This is a genomic window from Flavobacterium sp. N1994, from assembly GCF_025947145.1.
Taxonomy (GTDB): Bacteria; Bacteroidota; Bacteroidia; order Flavobacteriales; family Flavobacteriaceae; genus Flavobacterium.
The window spans coordinates 1,930,449-1,949,274 of the sequence record NZ_CP109999.1 but is presented as its reverse complement, the minus strand read 5'-3'; the positions used below and the strand labels follow the sequence as shown (position 1 = coordinate 1,949,274).

11 protein-coding genes are annotated in these 18,826 nt (G+C 36.7%); 10 read left to right on the top strand and 1 reads right to left on the bottom strand.

All coding sequences use genetic code 11. From position 1 onward, the window contains the following. The first annotated feature begins 18 nt into the window (after positions 1–18). The 8 genes from OLM53_RS08640 to OLM53_RS08605 all read left to right on the top strand — a co-directional run bounded on the left by OLM53_RS08640 (position 19) and on the right by OLM53_RS08605 (position 10,699). Positions 19–3,417: a hypothetical protein gene (locus OLM53_RS08640; RefSeq protein WP_264519832.1), complete on the top strand. Its 3,399-nt coding sequence runs from the start codon at positions 19–21 to the stop codon at positions 3,415–3,417. A 64-nt stretch (positions 3,418–3,481) separates the two neighbouring features. After that, the gene (locus tag OLM53_RS08635) at positions 3,482–4,132 is read left to right on the top strand and encodes a hypothetical protein (protein WP_264519831.1); all 651 of its coding nucleotides are present in this window, start codon (positions 3,482–3,484) and stop codon (positions 4,130–4,132) included. Positions 4,133–4,474: 342 nt separating this feature from the next. Further along, positions 4,475–5,452, top strand: coding sequence for a ribonucleotide-diphosphate reductase subunit beta (locus OLM53_RS08630; protein ID WP_264519830.1), 978 nt, complete (start codon positions 4,475–4,477; stop codon positions 5,450–5,452). A 165-nt stretch (positions 5,453–5,617) separates the two neighbouring features. After that, the gene (locus tag OLM53_RS08625; RefSeq protein ID WP_264519829.1) at positions 5,618–8,038 is read left to right on the top strand and encodes a ribonucleoside-diphosphate reductase subunit alpha; all 2,421 of its coding nucleotides are present in this window, start codon (positions 5,618–5,620) and stop codon (positions 8,036–8,038) included. A gap of 79 nt (positions 8,039–8,117) precedes the next feature. Next, positions 8,118–8,339: a hypothetical protein gene (locus tag OLM53_RS08620; RefSeq protein ID WP_264519828.1), complete on the top strand. Its 222-nt coding sequence runs from the start codon at positions 8,118–8,120 to the stop codon at positions 8,337–8,339. 5 nt (positions 8,340–8,344) lie between these two features. Next, positions 8,345–8,860 carry an RDD family protein gene (locus OLM53_RS08615; protein WP_264519827.1) on the top strand — a complete coding sequence of 172 codons (516 nt, stop codon included), beginning with the start codon at positions 8,345–8,347 and terminating at the stop codon, positions 8,858–8,860. Positions 8,861–8,863: 3 nt separating this feature from the next. Further along, the gene (locus OLM53_RS08610; protein ID WP_264519826.1) at positions 8,864–9,316 is read left to right on the top strand and encodes a GNAT family N-acetyltransferase; all 453 of its coding nucleotides are present in this window, start codon (positions 8,864–8,866) and stop codon (positions 9,314–9,316) included. 48 nt (positions 9,317–9,364) lie between these two features. Then, positions 9,365–10,699 carry a deoxyguanosinetriphosphate triphosphohydrolase gene (locus OLM53_RS08605; protein ID WP_264519825.1) on the top strand — a complete coding sequence of 445 codons (1,335 nt, stop codon included), beginning with the start codon at positions 9,365–9,367 and terminating at the stop codon, positions 10,697–10,699. On the opposite strand, the gene OLM53_RS08600 is transcribed toward OLM53_RS08605, so the two are convergent. After that, positions 10,696–12,495, bottom strand: coding sequence for a 1-deoxy-D-xylulose-5-phosphate synthase (locus tag OLM53_RS08600; RefSeq protein ID WP_264519824.1), 1,800 nt, complete (start codon positions 12,493–12,495; stop codon positions 10,696–10,698). The genes OLM53_RS08605 and OLM53_RS08600 overlap by 4 nt on opposite strands. 38 nt (positions 12,496–12,533) lie before the next feature. On the opposite strand from OLM53_RS08600, the gene OLM53_RS08595 reads away from it, so the two are divergent. Together OLM53_RS08595 and OLM53_RS08590 are read left to right on the top strand one after the other, a co-directional pair. Continuing rightward, on the top strand, positions 12,534–12,977 hold the full coding sequence (locus OLM53_RS08595) for a nucleoside deaminase (protein WP_264519823.1): 444 nt from the start codon (positions 12,534–12,536) through the stop codon (positions 12,975–12,977). A gap of 127 nt (positions 12,978–13,104) precedes the next feature. Continuing rightward, complete coding sequence (locus OLM53_RS08590) at positions 13,105–18,774, top strand: alpha-2-macroglobulin family protein (RefSeq protein ID WP_264519822.1); 5,670 nt, start codon at positions 13,105–13,107, stop codon at positions 18,772–18,774. The last annotated feature ends 52 nt before the right edge of the window (positions 18,775–18,826 follow it).

Below are 18,826 nucleotides of genomic sequence, written 5' to 3'. Positions count from 1 at the left end.
TTTCTCGTTATTATATGTATGCTGAAAAGACTTCTTTTATTGTTGGTACTCCTCAGTTTTTCTAAGCTTTCGGCTCAGGAAATCAAATCATTGTATCAAAATAAAAAAGTTGCTGTTTCTCAAGACACTATCGAAATTGAAAAAGTAAGCATTAGCCCCAGTTTTTTCAAATTACTAAATAAAGATGGAGTCGCTGTAGATTCTACATTCTACACAGTTGATTTCAAAAAAGGCAAGTTGGTCTTTAAAAATGGTTTCACTTCTCAAGATAGTTTGACCATTCGCTACTTTAAATATCCGGAACAATTAACGAAAACCTACAGCATTTACGACCAAGACAGAGTTGTAGCACAAGGCGAAAGTAATTTGTACAAAGTCAATCGCTCAGTAAAAAAGTTTGTGCCCTTTGATGGACTGAATACTTCGGGAAGTATTACACGCGGTGTCACTATTGGGAACAATCAAAATGCTTCCGTGACGTCCAATCTCGATTTGCAAATCACAGGAAAAATTTCAGATAAAGTATCGCTTCGTGCTTCCATTCAAGATTCTAATATTCCCCTACAAGATGGAGGTTATTCTCAAAAACTAGATCAATTTGACCAAATTTTCATCGAGCTTTTTACAGATAAATGGAATATTAGGGCTGGAGATTTATTTCTTGAAAACCGACAATCTCGATTTCTGAATTTCAATAAAAAAGTACAGGGACTTTCTACTCATTTTACTTTTGGTGGTGAGGAAAACAAAACGGATATTTTTGCTTCCGCTGCTTTAGTTCGAGGGCAATATGCTAAAAGTTCGTTCACAGGACAGGAAGGAAATCAAGGGCCTTATAAGTTGCGTGGCAATAATGGCGAATTGTATGTTTTGGTAATTTCGGGTTCAGAGCGAGTTTATGTCAATGGGATTTTGAGAAAACGCGGAGAAAACAACGATTATGTCATTGATTATAATGCGGGAGAAATAAAATTTACTTCACTGTTTCCCATCACTTCCGAAATGAGAATTGTGATTGAATACCAATATTCAGACCGAAATTACACTCGTTTTGTAACTTATGGTGGAGTGAATCATGAAGCTAAGACATGGAGTTTGGGAGGATATTTGTATTCAGAAAGTGATGTAAAGAATCAACCTTTGCAGCAAAATTTATCATCAGAACAAGTGGCCATTTTAAGCAATGCAGGAGACAATGTTAACTTGATGAATGCGCCATCAGCCTATTTAGATACCTATTCAGAAAATAAAATTTTGTACAAAAAAATCATCGTAAATGGCATTCAAGTTTTTCAATATTCTAATGTTTCAACGGATGAATTGTATAATGTGAAATTTACTTTAGTGGGAAATAATTTAGGGAATTATGTATTGACAAATTCCTCCGCCATTGGTAAAATTTATCAATATGTTGACCCGATAGGTGGCATTCCACAAGGGAATTACGAACCCATAATTCGGTTAGTTGCCCCTACAAAAATCCAAATAGCGACGGTTTTAGGAAAATTCAAACCCAATGAAAAAACGGCAATAGATTTTGAAGTCGGTGTAAGCAATAACGATTTGAATTTGTATTCTTCAATAGACGATGGAGACAATAATGGAGTTGCGGGAAAACTGAATTTTAAACAACGATTGTTTTCTAAAAAATGGCAAATTGATGCTTTTGGGAATTATCAATATGTACAAGAAAATTTTAAAACGATAGAACGTTTATTTACCATCGAGTTCAATCGGGATTGGAATTTAACTAGTTTTAAAGGCAATCAAAGTTTATTGATAAATGGATTAGATTTTGTTTTGCCTGAAAAAGGAAAACTTACGTATCAATTTGAAAAGCTAGATTTCACACAAAGTTTTTCTGGCAGTCGTCATATTATAAATGGAAATTTTAAACTCAAAAACTGGAACATCCTCCAAAGCAGTAGTTATTTAAACAGCAATGGTAGTTATGCTAGTTCTACCTTTATTAGGAATCAGTCTCAAGTTCGTTACAATTTTAAAAAGAATTGGATTGGCGGTAGTTTGAGATTAGAAAACAACAAAGAAAAATTAGTAGCAACGCAACAATTATCTACTTTAAGTCAACGTTTTACTGAGTATGGTGCTTTTGTTGGTCGAGGCGATAGCACTAAAGTCTTTGTAGAATTAGGATACTTACAACGGTTAAATGATAGTTTGCAAAATGGGTTTTTACAAAAAGTAAACACCTCACAATCTTATTATTTAAAATCGAAACTAATTCAAACCAAAAAAAGTGATTTGTCATTGTTTGTCAATTATAGAAACTTAAAGTATGTTGATAACACTCGTCAAAATGAACCTTCATTAAACTCTAGATTGTTGTACAATGATCAATATTTTAATCAATTAATGCAAGTCACAACGGCTTATGAAACTACTTCAGGAACCATCGCGCAACAAGAATATACCTATCTTGAGGTGAATCCAGGTCTAGGTGTTTATACTTGGATTGACTATAATGGCAACGGAATTCAGGAGTTACAAGAATTTGAAATAGCTCCATTTCCTGATCAAGCGAAGTATATTAGGGTGTTTTTGCCAAACCAAATTTTTATAAAAACACACCAAAATAAATTTTCACAATCGCTGACTTTAAATCCAAGTCAATGGCAAAACACAACTGGGTACAAAAAAGTCTTATCGCATTTTTACAACCAAACTTCCTTTATAATCGTACGAAAAATAAAACGAGACGGAGATAATTTTGATTTAAATCCGTTCTCCACTTCTGATGCTAATATGTTAGGATTGAACACCAGTTTTAGAAATAGTTTGTTCTATAATCGGGGAAAACAAAAGCATTCGGTTACGTATACATTTATCAGTAATCAATTGAAAAGCTTACTTTCTGTCGGGACACAACAAAGTGATAATAGTACACATCAATTGCAATATGCTCATTTGCTGCACAAGACATGGTTATTTACATTGGGAACAAAATCCTCTCAAACCGATTTATCTTCAGATAACTATAGCAGCAAGAATTACAAAGTAATTGCATTTGAAATCAATCCAAAAATCGCTTATTTATTCAATAAAAATGCTAGTTGGGATATCTTCTACGAACATCAAAACAAGGACAATAAGATTGGAGGTTTTGAAAAATTGGTTCAAGACCGATTTGGCACATCCTTCTCTTATGCAAGTGAAAAGAAATTCACTATGAATGGAGAATTCTCTTTGTATCAAAATGAATTTATTGGTGATGCTCAATCTCCGGTAGCTTTTCAAATGCTCGAAGGTTTGCAGCCAGGAAAAAACATGACTTGGCGATTATTGTTGCAGAATAAATTGACAGATTTTCTAGATATTAATTTTAGCTACCAAGGTCGAAAAACAGAGACCAGTCAAGTCATTCATACAGGTAACATTCAGCTAAGAGCATATTTTTAAATGGAATACTTTTTATGTTAAAAAAATCACTAATTTTAATTCAATAAACAAAATTTTAATAAACATGAAAAAACTAATTTTATTATGCATGGTATTTGTTTTCTCAAATACATTTTTTGCTCAATCTGTAAAAGAAAAAGCAACCAAAGCCAAAGCTAAAACTGAAAAAGCAGCTGCAAAAAAAGAAAAAGATGCGGCAAAAGATGCAGCAAAAGCTAAAAAAGAAGCAGCAAAAGAAGCCAAAAAAGCTAAGAAAGAAACGGAAGAAAAAGCGGCTAAGACAGAAAAGAAAGCCAAGGCTACTAAAGAAAAAGCAACTAAAGAAGTAGAGAAAGCATCAAAAACTAAGAAAGATGGAACACCAGATAAGCGTTTCAAAGATACAAAAGCTTCAGGACCATTAAAAAAAGATGGAACGCCAGACAAACGTTTTAAAGACGCAGCTACCAAAGAAACCAAAGAGGTTAAAACAAAAACTGAAAAAGCAGCAACAGGAGTAAAAGACAATGCGAAAGCAAAAGTTAAAAAAACGGCGGCAGAAGAAAAAGAAGACATGAAAGAAACAGCCGCTTCAAAAGCTGCTGAGAAGAAAGTCGCTGACAAAGTAACAGGTACTTATAAAGGCAAAAAAGTATTCACAGGGCCAAGAGGTGGTAAATACTACATCAATAAAAATGGTAACAAAACCTATATAGATAGAGACGCAGAAGAATAAAAACGCAAAGCTAAAATTTAGAGCCGTTTTCAATTAGAAAACGGCTCTTTTTTTATGTTCAAAAATGATGTTTTCAGAAGATAATAAATGTTAAAATTTTACTATCAGTAAATTCTTAATCTCCTTTGTTTTAGGGCTTTTTAAAAAAAATAAAACTTTTAAATTGTTGTAAATCAAATAGTTGAACAAAACAGAAAAAAGCGCTCAAAACAGCAGTTTTGTTAAAAACTAAAGCTGATTGTGAATAAGTTTGGCTTTCTTTTTACGTTTCGTTTGACAATCTTTGTAACAGACAGAATGCAATAAAAATCTCCTCAAAATAATAAAAAACACAAACTCAAAATGGCTAGTATAGAACCAATTTTACAAGAAAACAAAAATCGTTTTGTGATTTTTCCAATAAAACATCATGATATTTGGGATTGGTACAAAAAAATGGAAGCTAGTTTTTGGACCGCAGAAGAAATTGATTTGCACCAAGATTTATCCGATTGGAATAATAAATTAAATGCAGATGAGAAATATTTCATCAAACACATCTTGGCTTTCTTCGCCGCTTCTGATGGAATTGTAAATGAAAATTTAGCTGAGAATTTTGTAAATGAAGTGCAATATCCAGAAGCAAAATTCTTCTATGGTTTCCAAATCATGATGGAAAACATTCATAGCGAAACCTATTCGCTTTTGATTGATACTTATGTTAAAGACGAAGTAGAAAAAGACAAACTTTTCAACGCTTTGGAAGTATTTCCTGCCATCAGAAAAAAAGCCGATTGGGCTTTAAAATGGATTGGCTCTGATTCATTCGCCGAAAGATTAATAGCTTTTGCAGCAGTAGAAGGAATCTTTTTCTCTGGTGCATTTTGTTCCATTTATTGGTTAAAAAAACGCGGATTAATGCCGGGTCTTACTTTCTCCAACGAGTTGATTTCTCGTGACGAAGGGGTTCACTGCGATTTTGCGGTGCATTTACACAACCATCATTTGGTTCACAAAGTATCAAAATCTAGAATTACAGAAATCATTACCGATGCTTTAGATATTGAGCGTGAGTTTATTACCGAGTCACTTCCTGTGAGCTTAATTGGAATGAATGCCACGTTGATGACTCAATATTTAGAATTTGTGGCCGATAGATTATTGGTAGAATTAGGTTGTAAACGAGTTTACAATTCAAGTAATCCTTTTGATTTCATGGACATGATTTCGTTACAAGGGAAAACCAATTTCTTTGAAAAACGTGTTGCCGAGTATCAAAAAGCGGGTGTAATGAACACCGATTCAGAAGCAGGGAAAATCAGTTTCGACGCAGACTTTTAGGAGCGAATCGTTCGGGCATTCTTGGAAACCATTTTCCTGCTGTCCGCTCTACTTCGTGCCACTTCCATCAGGGCTAGGAAGTAAACCATAGCACTTAACAAAACAATTTACAAATAACCAGAAAATAGGTAAAGGGATTTTCTATTTTCAAAAACTGACAAGCGTATGTATGTAGTAAAAAGAGACGGTCACAAAGAGCCGGTAATGTTCGATAAAATCACGGACAGAATTAAAAAATTATGTTACGGATTAAACGATTTAGTGGATGCTGTAAAAGTAACCATGCGTGTAATCGAAGGATTGTATGACGGTGTAACTACTTCAGAACTTGACAACTTAGCAGCAGAAACTGCCGCTTCCATGACCATTGCTCACCCAGATTATGCTCAATTAGCAGCGCGTATCGCGATTTCTAACTTGCATAAAAACACCAATAAATCCTTCTCGGAAACCATGAAAGAAATGTACTTTTATGTGAATCCAAGAACCAATCAAAAAGCGCCGTTACTGTCCCAAGAAGTACACGAAGCTATTCAGGCCAATGCTGAATTTTTAAATTCTCACATCATTTACAACCGTGATTTTAACTACGATTACTTTGGTTTCAAAACCTTAGAGCGTTCGTATTTGCTAAAAATCAATGGTAAGATTGTAGAGCGTCCTCAACACATGTTAATGCGTGTAGCGGTTGGAATTCACTTAAACGACATGGAATCGGTAATCGAAACTTACGATTTGATGTCAAAAAAATTCTTCACACACGCTACGCCAACGTTGTTCAACGCAGGTACGCCAAAACCACAAATGTCTTCGTGCTTTTTATTAACCATGAAAGACGACAGCATCGACGGAATTTACGACACCCTAAAACAAACCGCAAAAATCTCGCAATCAGCAGGTGGAATTGGATTATCAATCCACAACGTTCGTGCAACAGGTTCTTATATTCGCGGAACTAACGGAACTTCAAATGGAATTGTTCCGATGTTGAGAGTTTTCAATGACACAGCACGTTATGTAGATCAAGGCGGCGGAAAACGTAAAGGAAGTTTCGCTATTTACTTAGAAACTTGGCATGCTGACATCTTCGAATTTTTAGATTTGAAAAAGAATACCGGAAAAGAAGAAATGCGTGCGCGTGATTTATTCTTCGCCATGTGGACCTCCGATTTATTCATGAAACGTGTTCAAGAAGACACGCACTGGACCTTAATGTGTCCAAATGAATGTCCAGGATTATGCGATGTTTACGGTGACGAATTCGAAGCATTATATACTTCTTATGAAGAGCAAGGCAAAGGAAGAAAAACGGTGAAGGCACGTGAACTTTGGGAGAAAATCTTAGAGTCACAAATCGAAACCGGAACGCCATACATGTTGTATAAAGACGCCGCGAACAGAAAATCAAACCAAAAGAATTTGGGTGTTATTCGTTCATCAAACCTATGTACCGAAATCATGGAGTACACTTCTGCAGACGAAATTGCAGTGTGTAACTTGGCTTCAATATCATTACCTATGTTTGTGGAAAATGGTGAATTCAATCACCAATTGTTATACAACGTTACCAAACGAGTAACACGCAACTTGAATAAGGTAATCGACAGAAATTACTATCCTGTAAAAGAAGCTGAAAACTCTAACCTTCGTCACCGTCCTGTTGGATTGGGTGTACAAGGTTTAGCCGATGCTTTCATTTTATTGAGAATGCCTTTCACCAGCGATGAAGCTAAGAAATTGAATCAGGAAATCTTCGAAACGATGTATTTCGCTGCCGTTACTGCTTCCATGGAAGAAGCCAAAACAGAAGGACCCTATTCTTCATTCAAAGGATCACCAATCTCTGAAGGATTGTTTCAACACAATCTTTGGAACATCAAAGACGAAGAATTATCAGGAAGATGGGATTGGGCAGCGTTAAGAAAAGAAGTGATGAAACACGGGGTGCGTAACTCTTTGTTAATGGCGCCAATGCCAACCGCTTCAACGTCACAAATTTTAGGAAACAACGAAGCTTTCGAACCGTATACTTCAAATATTTACACTCGTCGTGTATTATCAGGTGAATTCATTGTAGTAAACAAACACTTACTAGAAGACCTAGTAAAACGTGGACTTTGGAACGAAGATTTGAAACAACAATTAATGCGTAACAACGGTTCAGTTCAAGATTTAGATATTCCGGAAGACTTGAAAGAGTTGTACAAAACCGTTTGGGAAATGTCTATGAAAGACATCATCGATATGTCAAGACACAGAGGGTATTTCATTGACCAATCGCAATCGTTGAACTTGTTTATGCAGGATGCGAATTATGCGAAACTTACGTCAATGCATTTCTACGCTTGGCAAAGTGGTTTGAAAACAGGAATGTACTATTTGAGAACTAAAGCGGCGGTAGATGCCATCAAGTTCACTTTAAATAACGATAAAAAAGCAGAACCCACAGCGCAAGTTCCCGAGCCAGTAGCCGTTGAAGTTGTAAAGCCAACTGAAAACGGTGAAATGACAGCAGAAGATTTTGCCGCAATGGTAGAACGCGCAAGAAATGCAGGTCCAGATGATTGCGAAATGTGTGGGTCTTAGAAGGAAATGCAATAAAAATATAATAATTCGAAACAGCTGTCTACATGATAGCTGTTTTGATTTTTAAATAAAAAATACTATGTCAAAAGAAAAAGGAGTTTACACCGGAATTATAGAAAAAGACAAAGACGGTAATTATTTCTGCGGAGAATATTTGTTAGATTACAAATACACGGAAGCAAGTTTTAAAATTGGTGACGAAATCAACATCAAAACCGTAATCGCAAACCCAAGCGATAAGAGTTACAACCAATACCCTAAGAAGTCGCGCAACTTCTTTTTAGCCAATCAAAAAGAATAAAAAGGATGAGCCTAAGCAATAAAAAGCAATACCAAGTAACCGATGAGGTTTTGGCGTCTATAGGACAACGATTTTTGAATTATCTTTTAGATATGATTATGCAGCTACTTTTAATAATGGTATTTGCAATAATAGCTTCTATAGTAGCTGGTTTATTTGGCAATAAAAGTGTAGTAACTTTTTTTGCTACTATAGATAAAAATACTATTGCGCTTTATACTATTTGCTATGCTATCGCCTTAATATATTATAATTTCTTTGAAATTGTATTCGCCAGAACCATTGGTAAATTCATAACTCAAACCGTAGTCGTTGATGCTAATGGCGAAAAACCCCATCAGGAAACGATTTTAATACGGTCTTTATGCCGCTTAATTCCTTTTGATCCCTTGTCATTATTGGTTTCGCAAACAAGAGCTTGGCACGATACCCTCTCTAAAACCTATGTAGTGGATAAAAAAGCGCTAGAACAAGCTAAACGAAAGTTTTACACAGCACAAGAAACAACAACCGAAGAATAAACCATGTTTACGCTTATAAGAACTACCTCTGATAACGAAGATTTTGGCCATTTGGTGGTTCAATTGGATGCCTATTTAGCAGTTCTTGACGGTGAAGATCATGCTTTTTATGCCCAATTCAATAAAAGCAATTTGTTGAAAAACGCTCTAGTTTGCTATGAAGATGGCAAAGTAGTGGGTATTGGTGCATACAAAGAATTTGAACCCAAAGTTGCTGAAATGAAACGCATGTATACCTTGCCAGAACACAGAGGCAAAGGAATTGCGAAAGCCATTTTAACCGAATTAGAACATTGGGCGAGAGAAGAAGGCTATACTAAAGCCATTCTGGAAACGGGCTTCATGCAAATAGACGCCATTGGTTTGTACCAAAAATTAGGATACATCGTGATTGAAAACTTTGGACAATACAAAGGTGTAGCCAATAGTGTTTGTATGGAGAAACATTTAAAATAACTGTATATTTGAGTTTTAAACTCGGAACCCAAAAACCACCAAACGATTATGACCTGGGAACAACTTTTATCTCTAAAACGCCAAGGCGACACCAGCAAAAGATTACGAATAGAGCAAGATGATACGCGTCTCGGTTTCGAAGTCGATTATGACCGTATTATTTTTTCCTCAGCTTTTAGAAGTTTACAAGATAAAACCCAAGTTATCCCGCTTTCTAAAACCGATTTTGTCCATACGCGACTAACTCACAGTTTAGAAGTTTCCGTAGTAGGACGCTCCATCGGAAGATTAGTCGGGAAAAAAATCATTGAAAAATACCCTCATTTAAAAGAAGTTCACGGCTATCACATGAATGATTTCGGGGCAATTGTTGCAGCAGCAGCATTGGCGCATGATATTGGGAATCCACCTTTTGGACATTCTGGAGAAAAAGCAATTGGGGAATATTTCTCTATTGGGAAAGGACAACAATACAAAGACAAGTTAACCGATAAACAATGGCAGGATTTAATTGATTTTGAAGGGAATGCTAATGGGTTTTCGGTACTGACAAGTTCACGCCCTGGTATAGAAGGCAGTTTGCGTTTGTCTTATGCTACTTTGGGAGCGTTTACTAAATATCCTAAAGAAAGTTTACCCAAAAAGCCAACCAAGAATATAGCCGATAAAAAATACGGATTCTTCCAATCGGATAAGGAATTCTTCAAAGAAGTGGCTGAAGAGTTGGGAATGATTTCCAATAAAACAGGAGAAGATATTGGTTACGAGCGTCATCCCTTGGCATTTTTAGTCGAAGCGGCAGATGATATTTGTTACACAATAATCGATTTTGAAGACGGTATCAATCTAGGCTTAGTCTCGGAAGATTTTGCTTTGGAATACTTAATCAAATTAGTCAAAGACACCATTGATGCTGGGAAATACCAAACATTAATCACCAAAGAAGACCGCATCAGTTATTTGCGTGCGTTGGCTATTGGAAACCTGATTAACGATGCTGTTCGAATCTTCATAGAAAACGAAGAAGCTATTCTGCAAGGAAAATTCCATTTTGCTCTAACGGATAAAAGCAAGTACAAAGCCCAAATGGACGATATCATCAAGTTGAGCGTAAAGAACATTTACCAAAGTCGGGAAGTGATTGAAAAAGAATTGTCGGGCTACCAAATCATCAATAATTTATTAGACAAATTTATCACGGCTTACAACAATAACCACGAAGGGAAAGCTACGAATTACGACAAATTACTTCTGAAAATTTTACCCGAGAAACATCATCTAGAAAAAGAAAGTTTGTACGAACGTTTGCTTCACATTTGTCATTTCATCTCCATGCTAACCGATGGAAAAGCGGTCCAGTTGAACCAAATCGTAACGGCTTAATCTTCTTCTTCCTCTTCTTCCAGTAAGCCAGAAAATAGCGATTTTAAGCCATCCACATCGATGTTGCAGAATTGTTGGAGTTCATCTACCGTGCCGTGCTCTATAAAATAATCGGGAACGCCGCAAAGGAAGATTTCATTCACATAATCATTCTTAGCAGCAAACTCAAGGACAGCGCTACCAAAACCTCCTGTGGTTACCCCATCTTCTACGGTGATTAAGGTCGAGAATTTGTCGCAGATTTTATGCAATTTCTTTTCGTCTAAAGGTTTTACGAAACCAAAATGATAGTGTGCAAAATGGTTTTCTGAGTCTTCCATCTCGTTTAAGGCAGCAGTGACATTATCGGCAATAGTTCCCGTAGATAAGATGGCTACGTTTTTGCCTTTTTTCAGTTTTTGGGACTTCCCAATTTCTATTTTTTGGAAGTCGGTAGGCAATTTCCAATCGGCATTTTTACCTCGACCTCTTGGATAACGGATGGCAATAGGATGTTTCAAACCTAAAGAAGCGGTGTACAAGATATTTTGCAACTCCATTTCATCTTTTGGTGCATAAATAATCATATTCGGAATGCATCGCAAATAAGCCAAGTCAAAAACACCGTGATGTGTAGCGCCATCTTCCCCTACTAATCCTGCTCTGTCTAAACAGAAAATCACAGGCAAGTTTTGCAAAGCCACATCGTGTATTACTTGGTCGTAAGCGCGTTGTAAAAAGGTAGAATAAATGTTGCAAAACACCACCATCCCTTGTGTGGCCATTCCGGCTGAAAGGGTTACAGCATGTTGTTCCGCAATTCCCACATCAAAAGCCCTTTTCGGAAAAGCTTCCATCATAAATTTCATTGAACTTCCGCTAGGCATAGCTGGAGTAATACCAATAATCTTTTCGTTATTTTTAGCCAATTCCACTAAGGTCAATCCAAACACATCCTGAAACTTTGGCGGTAAATTTTCCTCTGATTTCTTGTGAATTTCTCCAGTAGTGGCATCAAATTTTCCTGGGGCATGGTATTTTACTTGGTCTTCTTCAGCCTGTTGTAATCCTTTGCCCTTAGTGGTTATGATATGAAGGAACTTGGGTCCTTTTACCTTTTTTAATCGCTCTAATTCTTTAATCAAAAGAGGCAAATCATGTCCGTCAATGGGTCCTGAATAATCAAAGTTCAGCGACTTCATCATGTTGTTGTCTTTGGGGTTTTTGCCTTCTTTGACTGCCGTCAAATAATTCTTCAAAGCACCAACGCTAGGGTCAATTCCTATAGCGTTATCATTTAAAATTACTAACAAATCGGCATCCGTAACACCAGCATGATTCAAGCCTTCAAAAGCCATTCCGCTAGCAATAGAAGCATCGCCAATCACGGCAATATGGTGTTTGTTTTCGCCTTTCAACTGAGAAGCAATCGCCATCCCCAAAGCTGCTGAAATAGCAGTAGAGGAATGCCCCACTCCAAAAGTATCATAGACACTTTCACTACGACGAGGAAAACCTGAAATTCCACCTAATTGACGGTTAGTGTCAAATTTAGTGCGGCGTTCGGTCAAGATTTTATGACCATAGGCTTGATGTCCTACATCCCAAACTAGTAAATCGTTGGGCGTATCAAAAACATAATGCAAAGCAATCGTTAATTCAACGACTCCCAGAGAAGCACCAAGATGGCCTTCTTTTACCGAAACGATATCGATGATAAACTCACGTAACTCTTTAGCCAATTTAGCCAATTGAGCCACGTCAAGTTTTCGTAAATCTTTTGGATTATGGATATGTTCTAGCAATTTTTTTGACATGCGACAAAGGTAACGAATTGAAATTGTATTTTTGTTTTATGGAAAACCCTTTCACCGACGAGTATTTTATGAAGAAAGCTTTGCAAGAAGCGGAAGTAGCTTTTGATAAAGGGGAAATTCCTGTTGGTGCCGTGATTGTAATCGATAATAAAATCATTGCCAGAACCCATAATCTTACCGAAATGCTCAACGATGTTACTGCTCATGCCGAGATGCAAGCGATTACTTCGGCAGCAAATTTCATAGGAGGGAAATATCTAAAAGGCTGTACTTTATATGTCACTTTAGAACCTTGCCAAATGTGTGCAGGAGCTTTGTATTGGAGTCAGATTTCTAAAATTGTTTTTGGAGCATCTGATGAGCAAAGAGGCTTTGAAACTTTGGGGACTACCATTCACCCAAAAACCCAAGTAATTAAAGGGGTTTTAGCGCAAGAAGCATCGGATTTAATGGTGCGATTTTTTGCCTCTAAACGCAAATAATTTTACAGGAAAATATTCCCAAATAATATTTTTTGTTTGATATAATATTATGTTACTTTTATCGTTATATAGCTAATTGGGAAAAATTTCCAAGGAATAAGTTCTAACAAATAACTCTATTACATCCATGAAAACCAGCAAGATTTTCGGCTTGTTCGTTGCAATTCTTTTGTTGCAATCCTGTTCAAAAAAATCGGCTTCCGATTTTGATTCAGACCCATCTCTTTACAAAGATTACATTACAAGTTTTTCTTCTGGTTTCGTCTCGGTCCACTCGGATTTTAGGGTGCAATTGGCTTTCAATAAAACAGATTGGAAACCCAATCAGGAATTGGATGAGGATTTGTTTGATATTTCTCCTAGCGTTAGCGGAAAAGTAGTGGCTTTATCCAGTAATACCATTGCTTTCATTCCTAAAGATAAATTGGAACAAAACACCTTGTACCAAATCACCTTACACCTTTCTGATATTACTAATAAAGTACCCAAAGAACTGGCCAATTTCAATTTTTCGGTTAAGACGATTAAACAGGATTTCATTGTCAATACGCAAGATTTACAATCCTACAGCAAAGATTGGTATTACTTGAATGGTACTTTGAAAACAGCAGACAACTTGAGTTTTGAAGACGCCCAAAAGATTATTAAATCCACACAAAACGATAAAGACTTAAAAATTAAATTCGATAAAGCAACCAGCACTGCAACCGAATTTAAATTCATGATTGACAGTATCCAACGTTTTGATAATGATAGCGAAATCAATATTAATTGGGATGGTGATGATGTTGATATTGACCAAAAAGGGAGCGTCAAATTCCCCATACCTGGAAAAAATCAGTTTAAAGTTTTGACTATTCAAGTGGGCGATGTTAACAATCAATCGGTTTTAATTAACTTCTCCGATCCTTTAAAGAAAGACCAAGATTTCAAAGGATTGGTAGCGATTGAAGGTACCAGCAATTTAAAGTTTAGCACTATGGGGAACGTGTTGAAAGTATTTTACAACAAAGAACCCGAAAAGTCTGTGGTAGACAAAGGAGCCTCCGCTAAAGCCGTTAATGTAGCTGCTGTTGACACTACTGCAATAGCTGTTGACACTACTGAAGTTGTCGATACGGAAGAAGTAGCAGCAGTAGTAAGTGCCGTAGAGCAGTCTTTTACAGGAAGTAAATTAGTCGAAGTTTTTCAAGGTATTGAAAACATAGACGGTTATAAAATGAAGAATAATTATTCGCAAAAATTATTATTTGAGCAAATCAAACCTGGAGTAAAATTGGTTAAAAGCGGTACCATTTTGCCAAGTTCTAATAATTTGAAGATTAATTTTCAAGCGGCTAATTTGAATGCTGTTGATGTAAAAGTGTATAAAATTTACAAAAACAATATCATGCAGTTTTTGCAGGATAATGAATTGAACGGGACTGAAAACCTTAGACAAGTTAGTCAGGCGATAGCCAAAACTACCATCCCTTTAAAGCAAAACAATTTGTTGGATTACACTAAGTGGAATACGTATGCTTTAGATATTTCCAAAATTATCAAACCAGAACCAGGAGCTATTTACCGTGTGGAGTTTTCATATAAAAAGAAATACTCTATGTATAAATGCAGTACGACTACTTCAAGCGATGAAGAAGAAGATGAAAGCAGTAACAATGACGATGAGGAGGAAGTGGATGAAAACGATGTGAATTACAGTAATAGTGGCTACAATTACTATTACGAGCAGGATTATGATTGGCGTCAACAACAAGATCCATGCTCTAGCGATTATTTTTATAACACTAAAATTGGAACTAATATTTTAGCCACTGATTTAGGAGTTATTGCCAAAAGAGGAACAGATAAATCGATAGTGGTGGCAGTTAGTAATATCGTCTCAACAGAACCAGTTTCGGGAGCTAAAGTAGATTTATACAATTACCAACAACAAAAAATTGCCTCTTGTAGCACCGATGGTGATGGGATGGCTTCGTTTCAATTGGAAAAATATGCCTATTTCGCTATTGTTTCGGATGGTGACCAAAGCACTTACGTAAAATTAGATGATGAGCTTTCGTTATCAGTAAGTAATTTTGATGTGGCTGGGGAAACGTTGCAAAAAGGCTTGAAGGGATACATCTACGGAGAAAGAGGAGTTTGGCGTCCGGGGGATACCATTTATTTGTCCTTCATCTTAAATGATAATGCCAATAAATTGCCTTCGAAACATCCGATTAAATTAAAAATGAACGACCCTAGCGGAAAAACTGTGTACGAGTGTGTTCAAAAAATGAATGAACTCAATCATTATAAATTTATCATTCCAACCGAAGATGTTGATCCAACAGGGAATTGGGAAGCTGTGATAAGTATTGGTGGCGCTCGTTTTTATAAAAACATCAAGATAGAAACCATTAAGCCCAATCGGTTAAAAATCAAAAACAGTTTTAATGAGCCTGTACTTTCGGCTAGTAAAGAGAATGTGAATAATATTCAAGTGTTATGGTTGCATGGCGCTGTGGCTAAAGATTTAAAGACTGAAGTACAAGCGAAGTTTTCGCAACAAGTAACTACATTCAAAGGATTTGACAAATATGTTTTTGATGACCCAACTAGAAGTTTTTCTACAGAAGAGGTGAATATTTTCTCAGGAAAAGTAGATGCTAACGGCAAAGCTTCTATTCCAATAAAACCAACTATTCAAGGGCAAGCTCCAGGGATGTTACGCGCGGCATTCATTACTAAAGTATATGAAAACGGAGGAGATGTAAGTACCGATGTGGCATCCACCTCTTATTCACCATACAAAACCTATGTGGGAGTAAAATCGCCTGAGCCTAATAAATATGGTATGATTGAAACCGGAAAAAACAACCGTTTTGATTTCGTAACGGTGGGTGAAAATGGTCGTCCAAAAGCGGTTAAAAATTTAGATGTTCGCGTTTATAAACTACAAACACGTTGGTGGTGGGATGCTTCACACGATGATTTGTCAAGTTATAATACGGCGAATTCAACCATTGCTTATAAAAATTTCACTATCAATACGGATGCATCTGGTAGAGGAAGTATTGCGTTTTCAGTTAGAGATGAAGAATGGGGGAATTATTTAATTAGAGCTTCCGACCCAACAGATGGCCATGCTACTGGTGTTAGAGTTTACATCGATATGCCTTGGTGGTCTGCTAAATCCAGAAATACGGATGGTGAATCGGCTACCATGTTGCGATTTTCAACGGATAAAACCAATTACGCTGTTGGCGATAAAGCCAAGATTTTCTTTCCGTCAAGCGAAGGAGGAAGAGCTTTGATTTCTATTGAAAACGGAACTAAAGTGTTGAAAACCCTTTGGGCTAAAACCCAAAAAGGAGAAACAAAAGTAGAGCTTCCTATTACTGGAGATATGGCACCTAATGTGTACATCAACATCTCGCTTTTACAACCGCACGCTTCTACTAAAAATGATTCCCCTATCAGAATGTATGGTATCGTTCCGATAGAAGTAGTGGATAAAAATACGGTATTGGAACCACAATTAACTATGCCAGATGTGCTACGACCAGAGCAAAATGTAAACGTAAAAGTTTCTGAAAAACACGGAAAAAGAATGACGTATACTATCGCCGTGGTGGATGAAGGATTATTAGATTTAACCCGATTCAAAACACCTAACGCATGGGATAGTTTCTATACTCGTGAAGCTTTGGGCGTAAGAACTTGGGATATTTATGATGATGTCATCGGAGCTTATGGTGGAAAAGTAAATCAGGTATTTAGTATAGGCGGGGATGCTGATTCAGGTGGTGGTAAAGCCAAAAAAGCCAATCGTTTTCAACCAGTAGTAATGTATTTTGGTCCATTTGAATTAGAAAAAGGAGCTTCCAAAGTGCACAAAATTAAACTCCCTAAATACATTGGTTCTGTTCGAACTATGGTTGTGGCTGCTGATGCAACTACTAGTGCTTATGGTATGGCTGAAAAAGCAACACAAGTTAGAAGTCCGTTAATGGTTTTAGCTTCGTTGCCAAGAAAAATATCACCATCAGAAAAAGTAACCATCCCAGTGACGCTTTTTGCTACTGAGAAACAAATTAAAAATGTAACGGTTCAAATTAAAACCAATAGTAGCGTAAAAGTTATTGGAAGCAACATTCAAAAAGTAACCTTCACTGAAACAGATGAAAAAATGGCTTACTTCAATTTAGAAGTAGGAAGCGTTACAGGTATTGGAAAAATAGATATTATCGCAACCTCTGGAAAAGAAAAATCAACCTACTTTGTAGAGATTGATGTGACTAATCCGAATCCGGTAACGAATGCTTATAGTGATATTGTTATTGAGTCTAATAGTTCTAAAACCATTCCTTGGAAAACCTTTGGAGTCGTTGGAAGCAATAAAGCTAAAGTCGAAATTTCGTCTATGCCAACGATTGACTTTAGTCGAAGATTGGATTATTTGATTCAATATCCTCACGGTTGTGTTGAACAAACGACTTCTTCTGTTTTCCCACAATTGTATTTGACAGATGTTATGGATTTAGATGCCGTTCGCAAACAGAATATCCAACAAAATGTAACAGCTGCCATTCAAAAACTAGGAAACTTCCAAGTCCCTAGTGGTGGATTTGCCTATTGGCCAGGCGAAAGTGAAGCGGATGATTGGGGAAGTTCTTATGCGGGACATTTTTTGATTGAAGCAGAAAAAAAAGGGTATGTTTTACCAATCGCCTTCAAACAAAAATGGATTTCCTACCAACAAAAAGAAGCCAAACAATGGCGTTTTGAAAAACGATATGGAAATGATATGGCACAAGCGTATCGCTTATATACATTGGCTATTGCTGGTTCTGCCGATTTAGCTTCTATGAATCGCTTACGAGAAACGGTGGGCATCTCTAATGAAAGTAAATTGCGTTTGGCAGCTACTTATGCTATTGTAAAACAAAATGCGGCAGGTTTAGCTTTATTAAGCAAATCTTTTATCGATGAGCAAACCGATGAGTACTATTATTACTATTATGGTTCGGCAGAAAGAAATCGTGCTATGGCTTTAGAGACGCTAATTCTATTAGGACAAAAACAAAAAGCCTTTGCAATGGCCACGAAATTAGCCAAAAATCTTTCAAGCGAACAATGGATGAGCACGCAAACTACCGCTTATGGATTGTATGCGATGGCAAAATTTGCCAAATCCAACGGAAGTAAAGGAGTTGCTGCACAGTTTACCAACGGTACTAAACCAGAAATCATCAATACAGCAAAATCAGTAGCACAACGGAACTTGGTGGTAAAAACAGGCGCTAATTCGATTACTATTAAAAACAATAAAAAGAACACCTTGTTTGTTCGGGTATTGAATAGTGGGATTTTGCCAGTGGGCAGCGAGAAAGTGATCCAAAATAATGTATCGGCCAATGTGGTTTTCAAAGACCGAAAAGGCAAAGCTATTAACGTTTCCAAAATAGCACAAGGAACCGAATTCTATGCAGAAGTGACCTTGACAAATCGTAAAAATGAACGAGTAGAGAACATTGCACTATCACAAATATTGCCATCCGGATTTGAAATTGTTAACACACGATACACCGATTTTGGGGACGCTACTAGTAATGTAGCGGATTATATTGATATTCGAGATGACCGAGCCAATTACTATTTCAGTTTAAAAGGGGCCGAGACTCGTAAGTTCAAAATACTATTGAACGCTTCCTATTTAGGGAAATATTATTTGCCTGGCTTACAATGCGAAGCCATGTATGATAACGATTTTTTGGCAAGAACTAAAGGGCAATGGGTCGAAGTAGTGAAGTAAATTTAGACCTGACAGGTTTTTAAAACTTGTCAGGTTTACTAATTCATCGGAA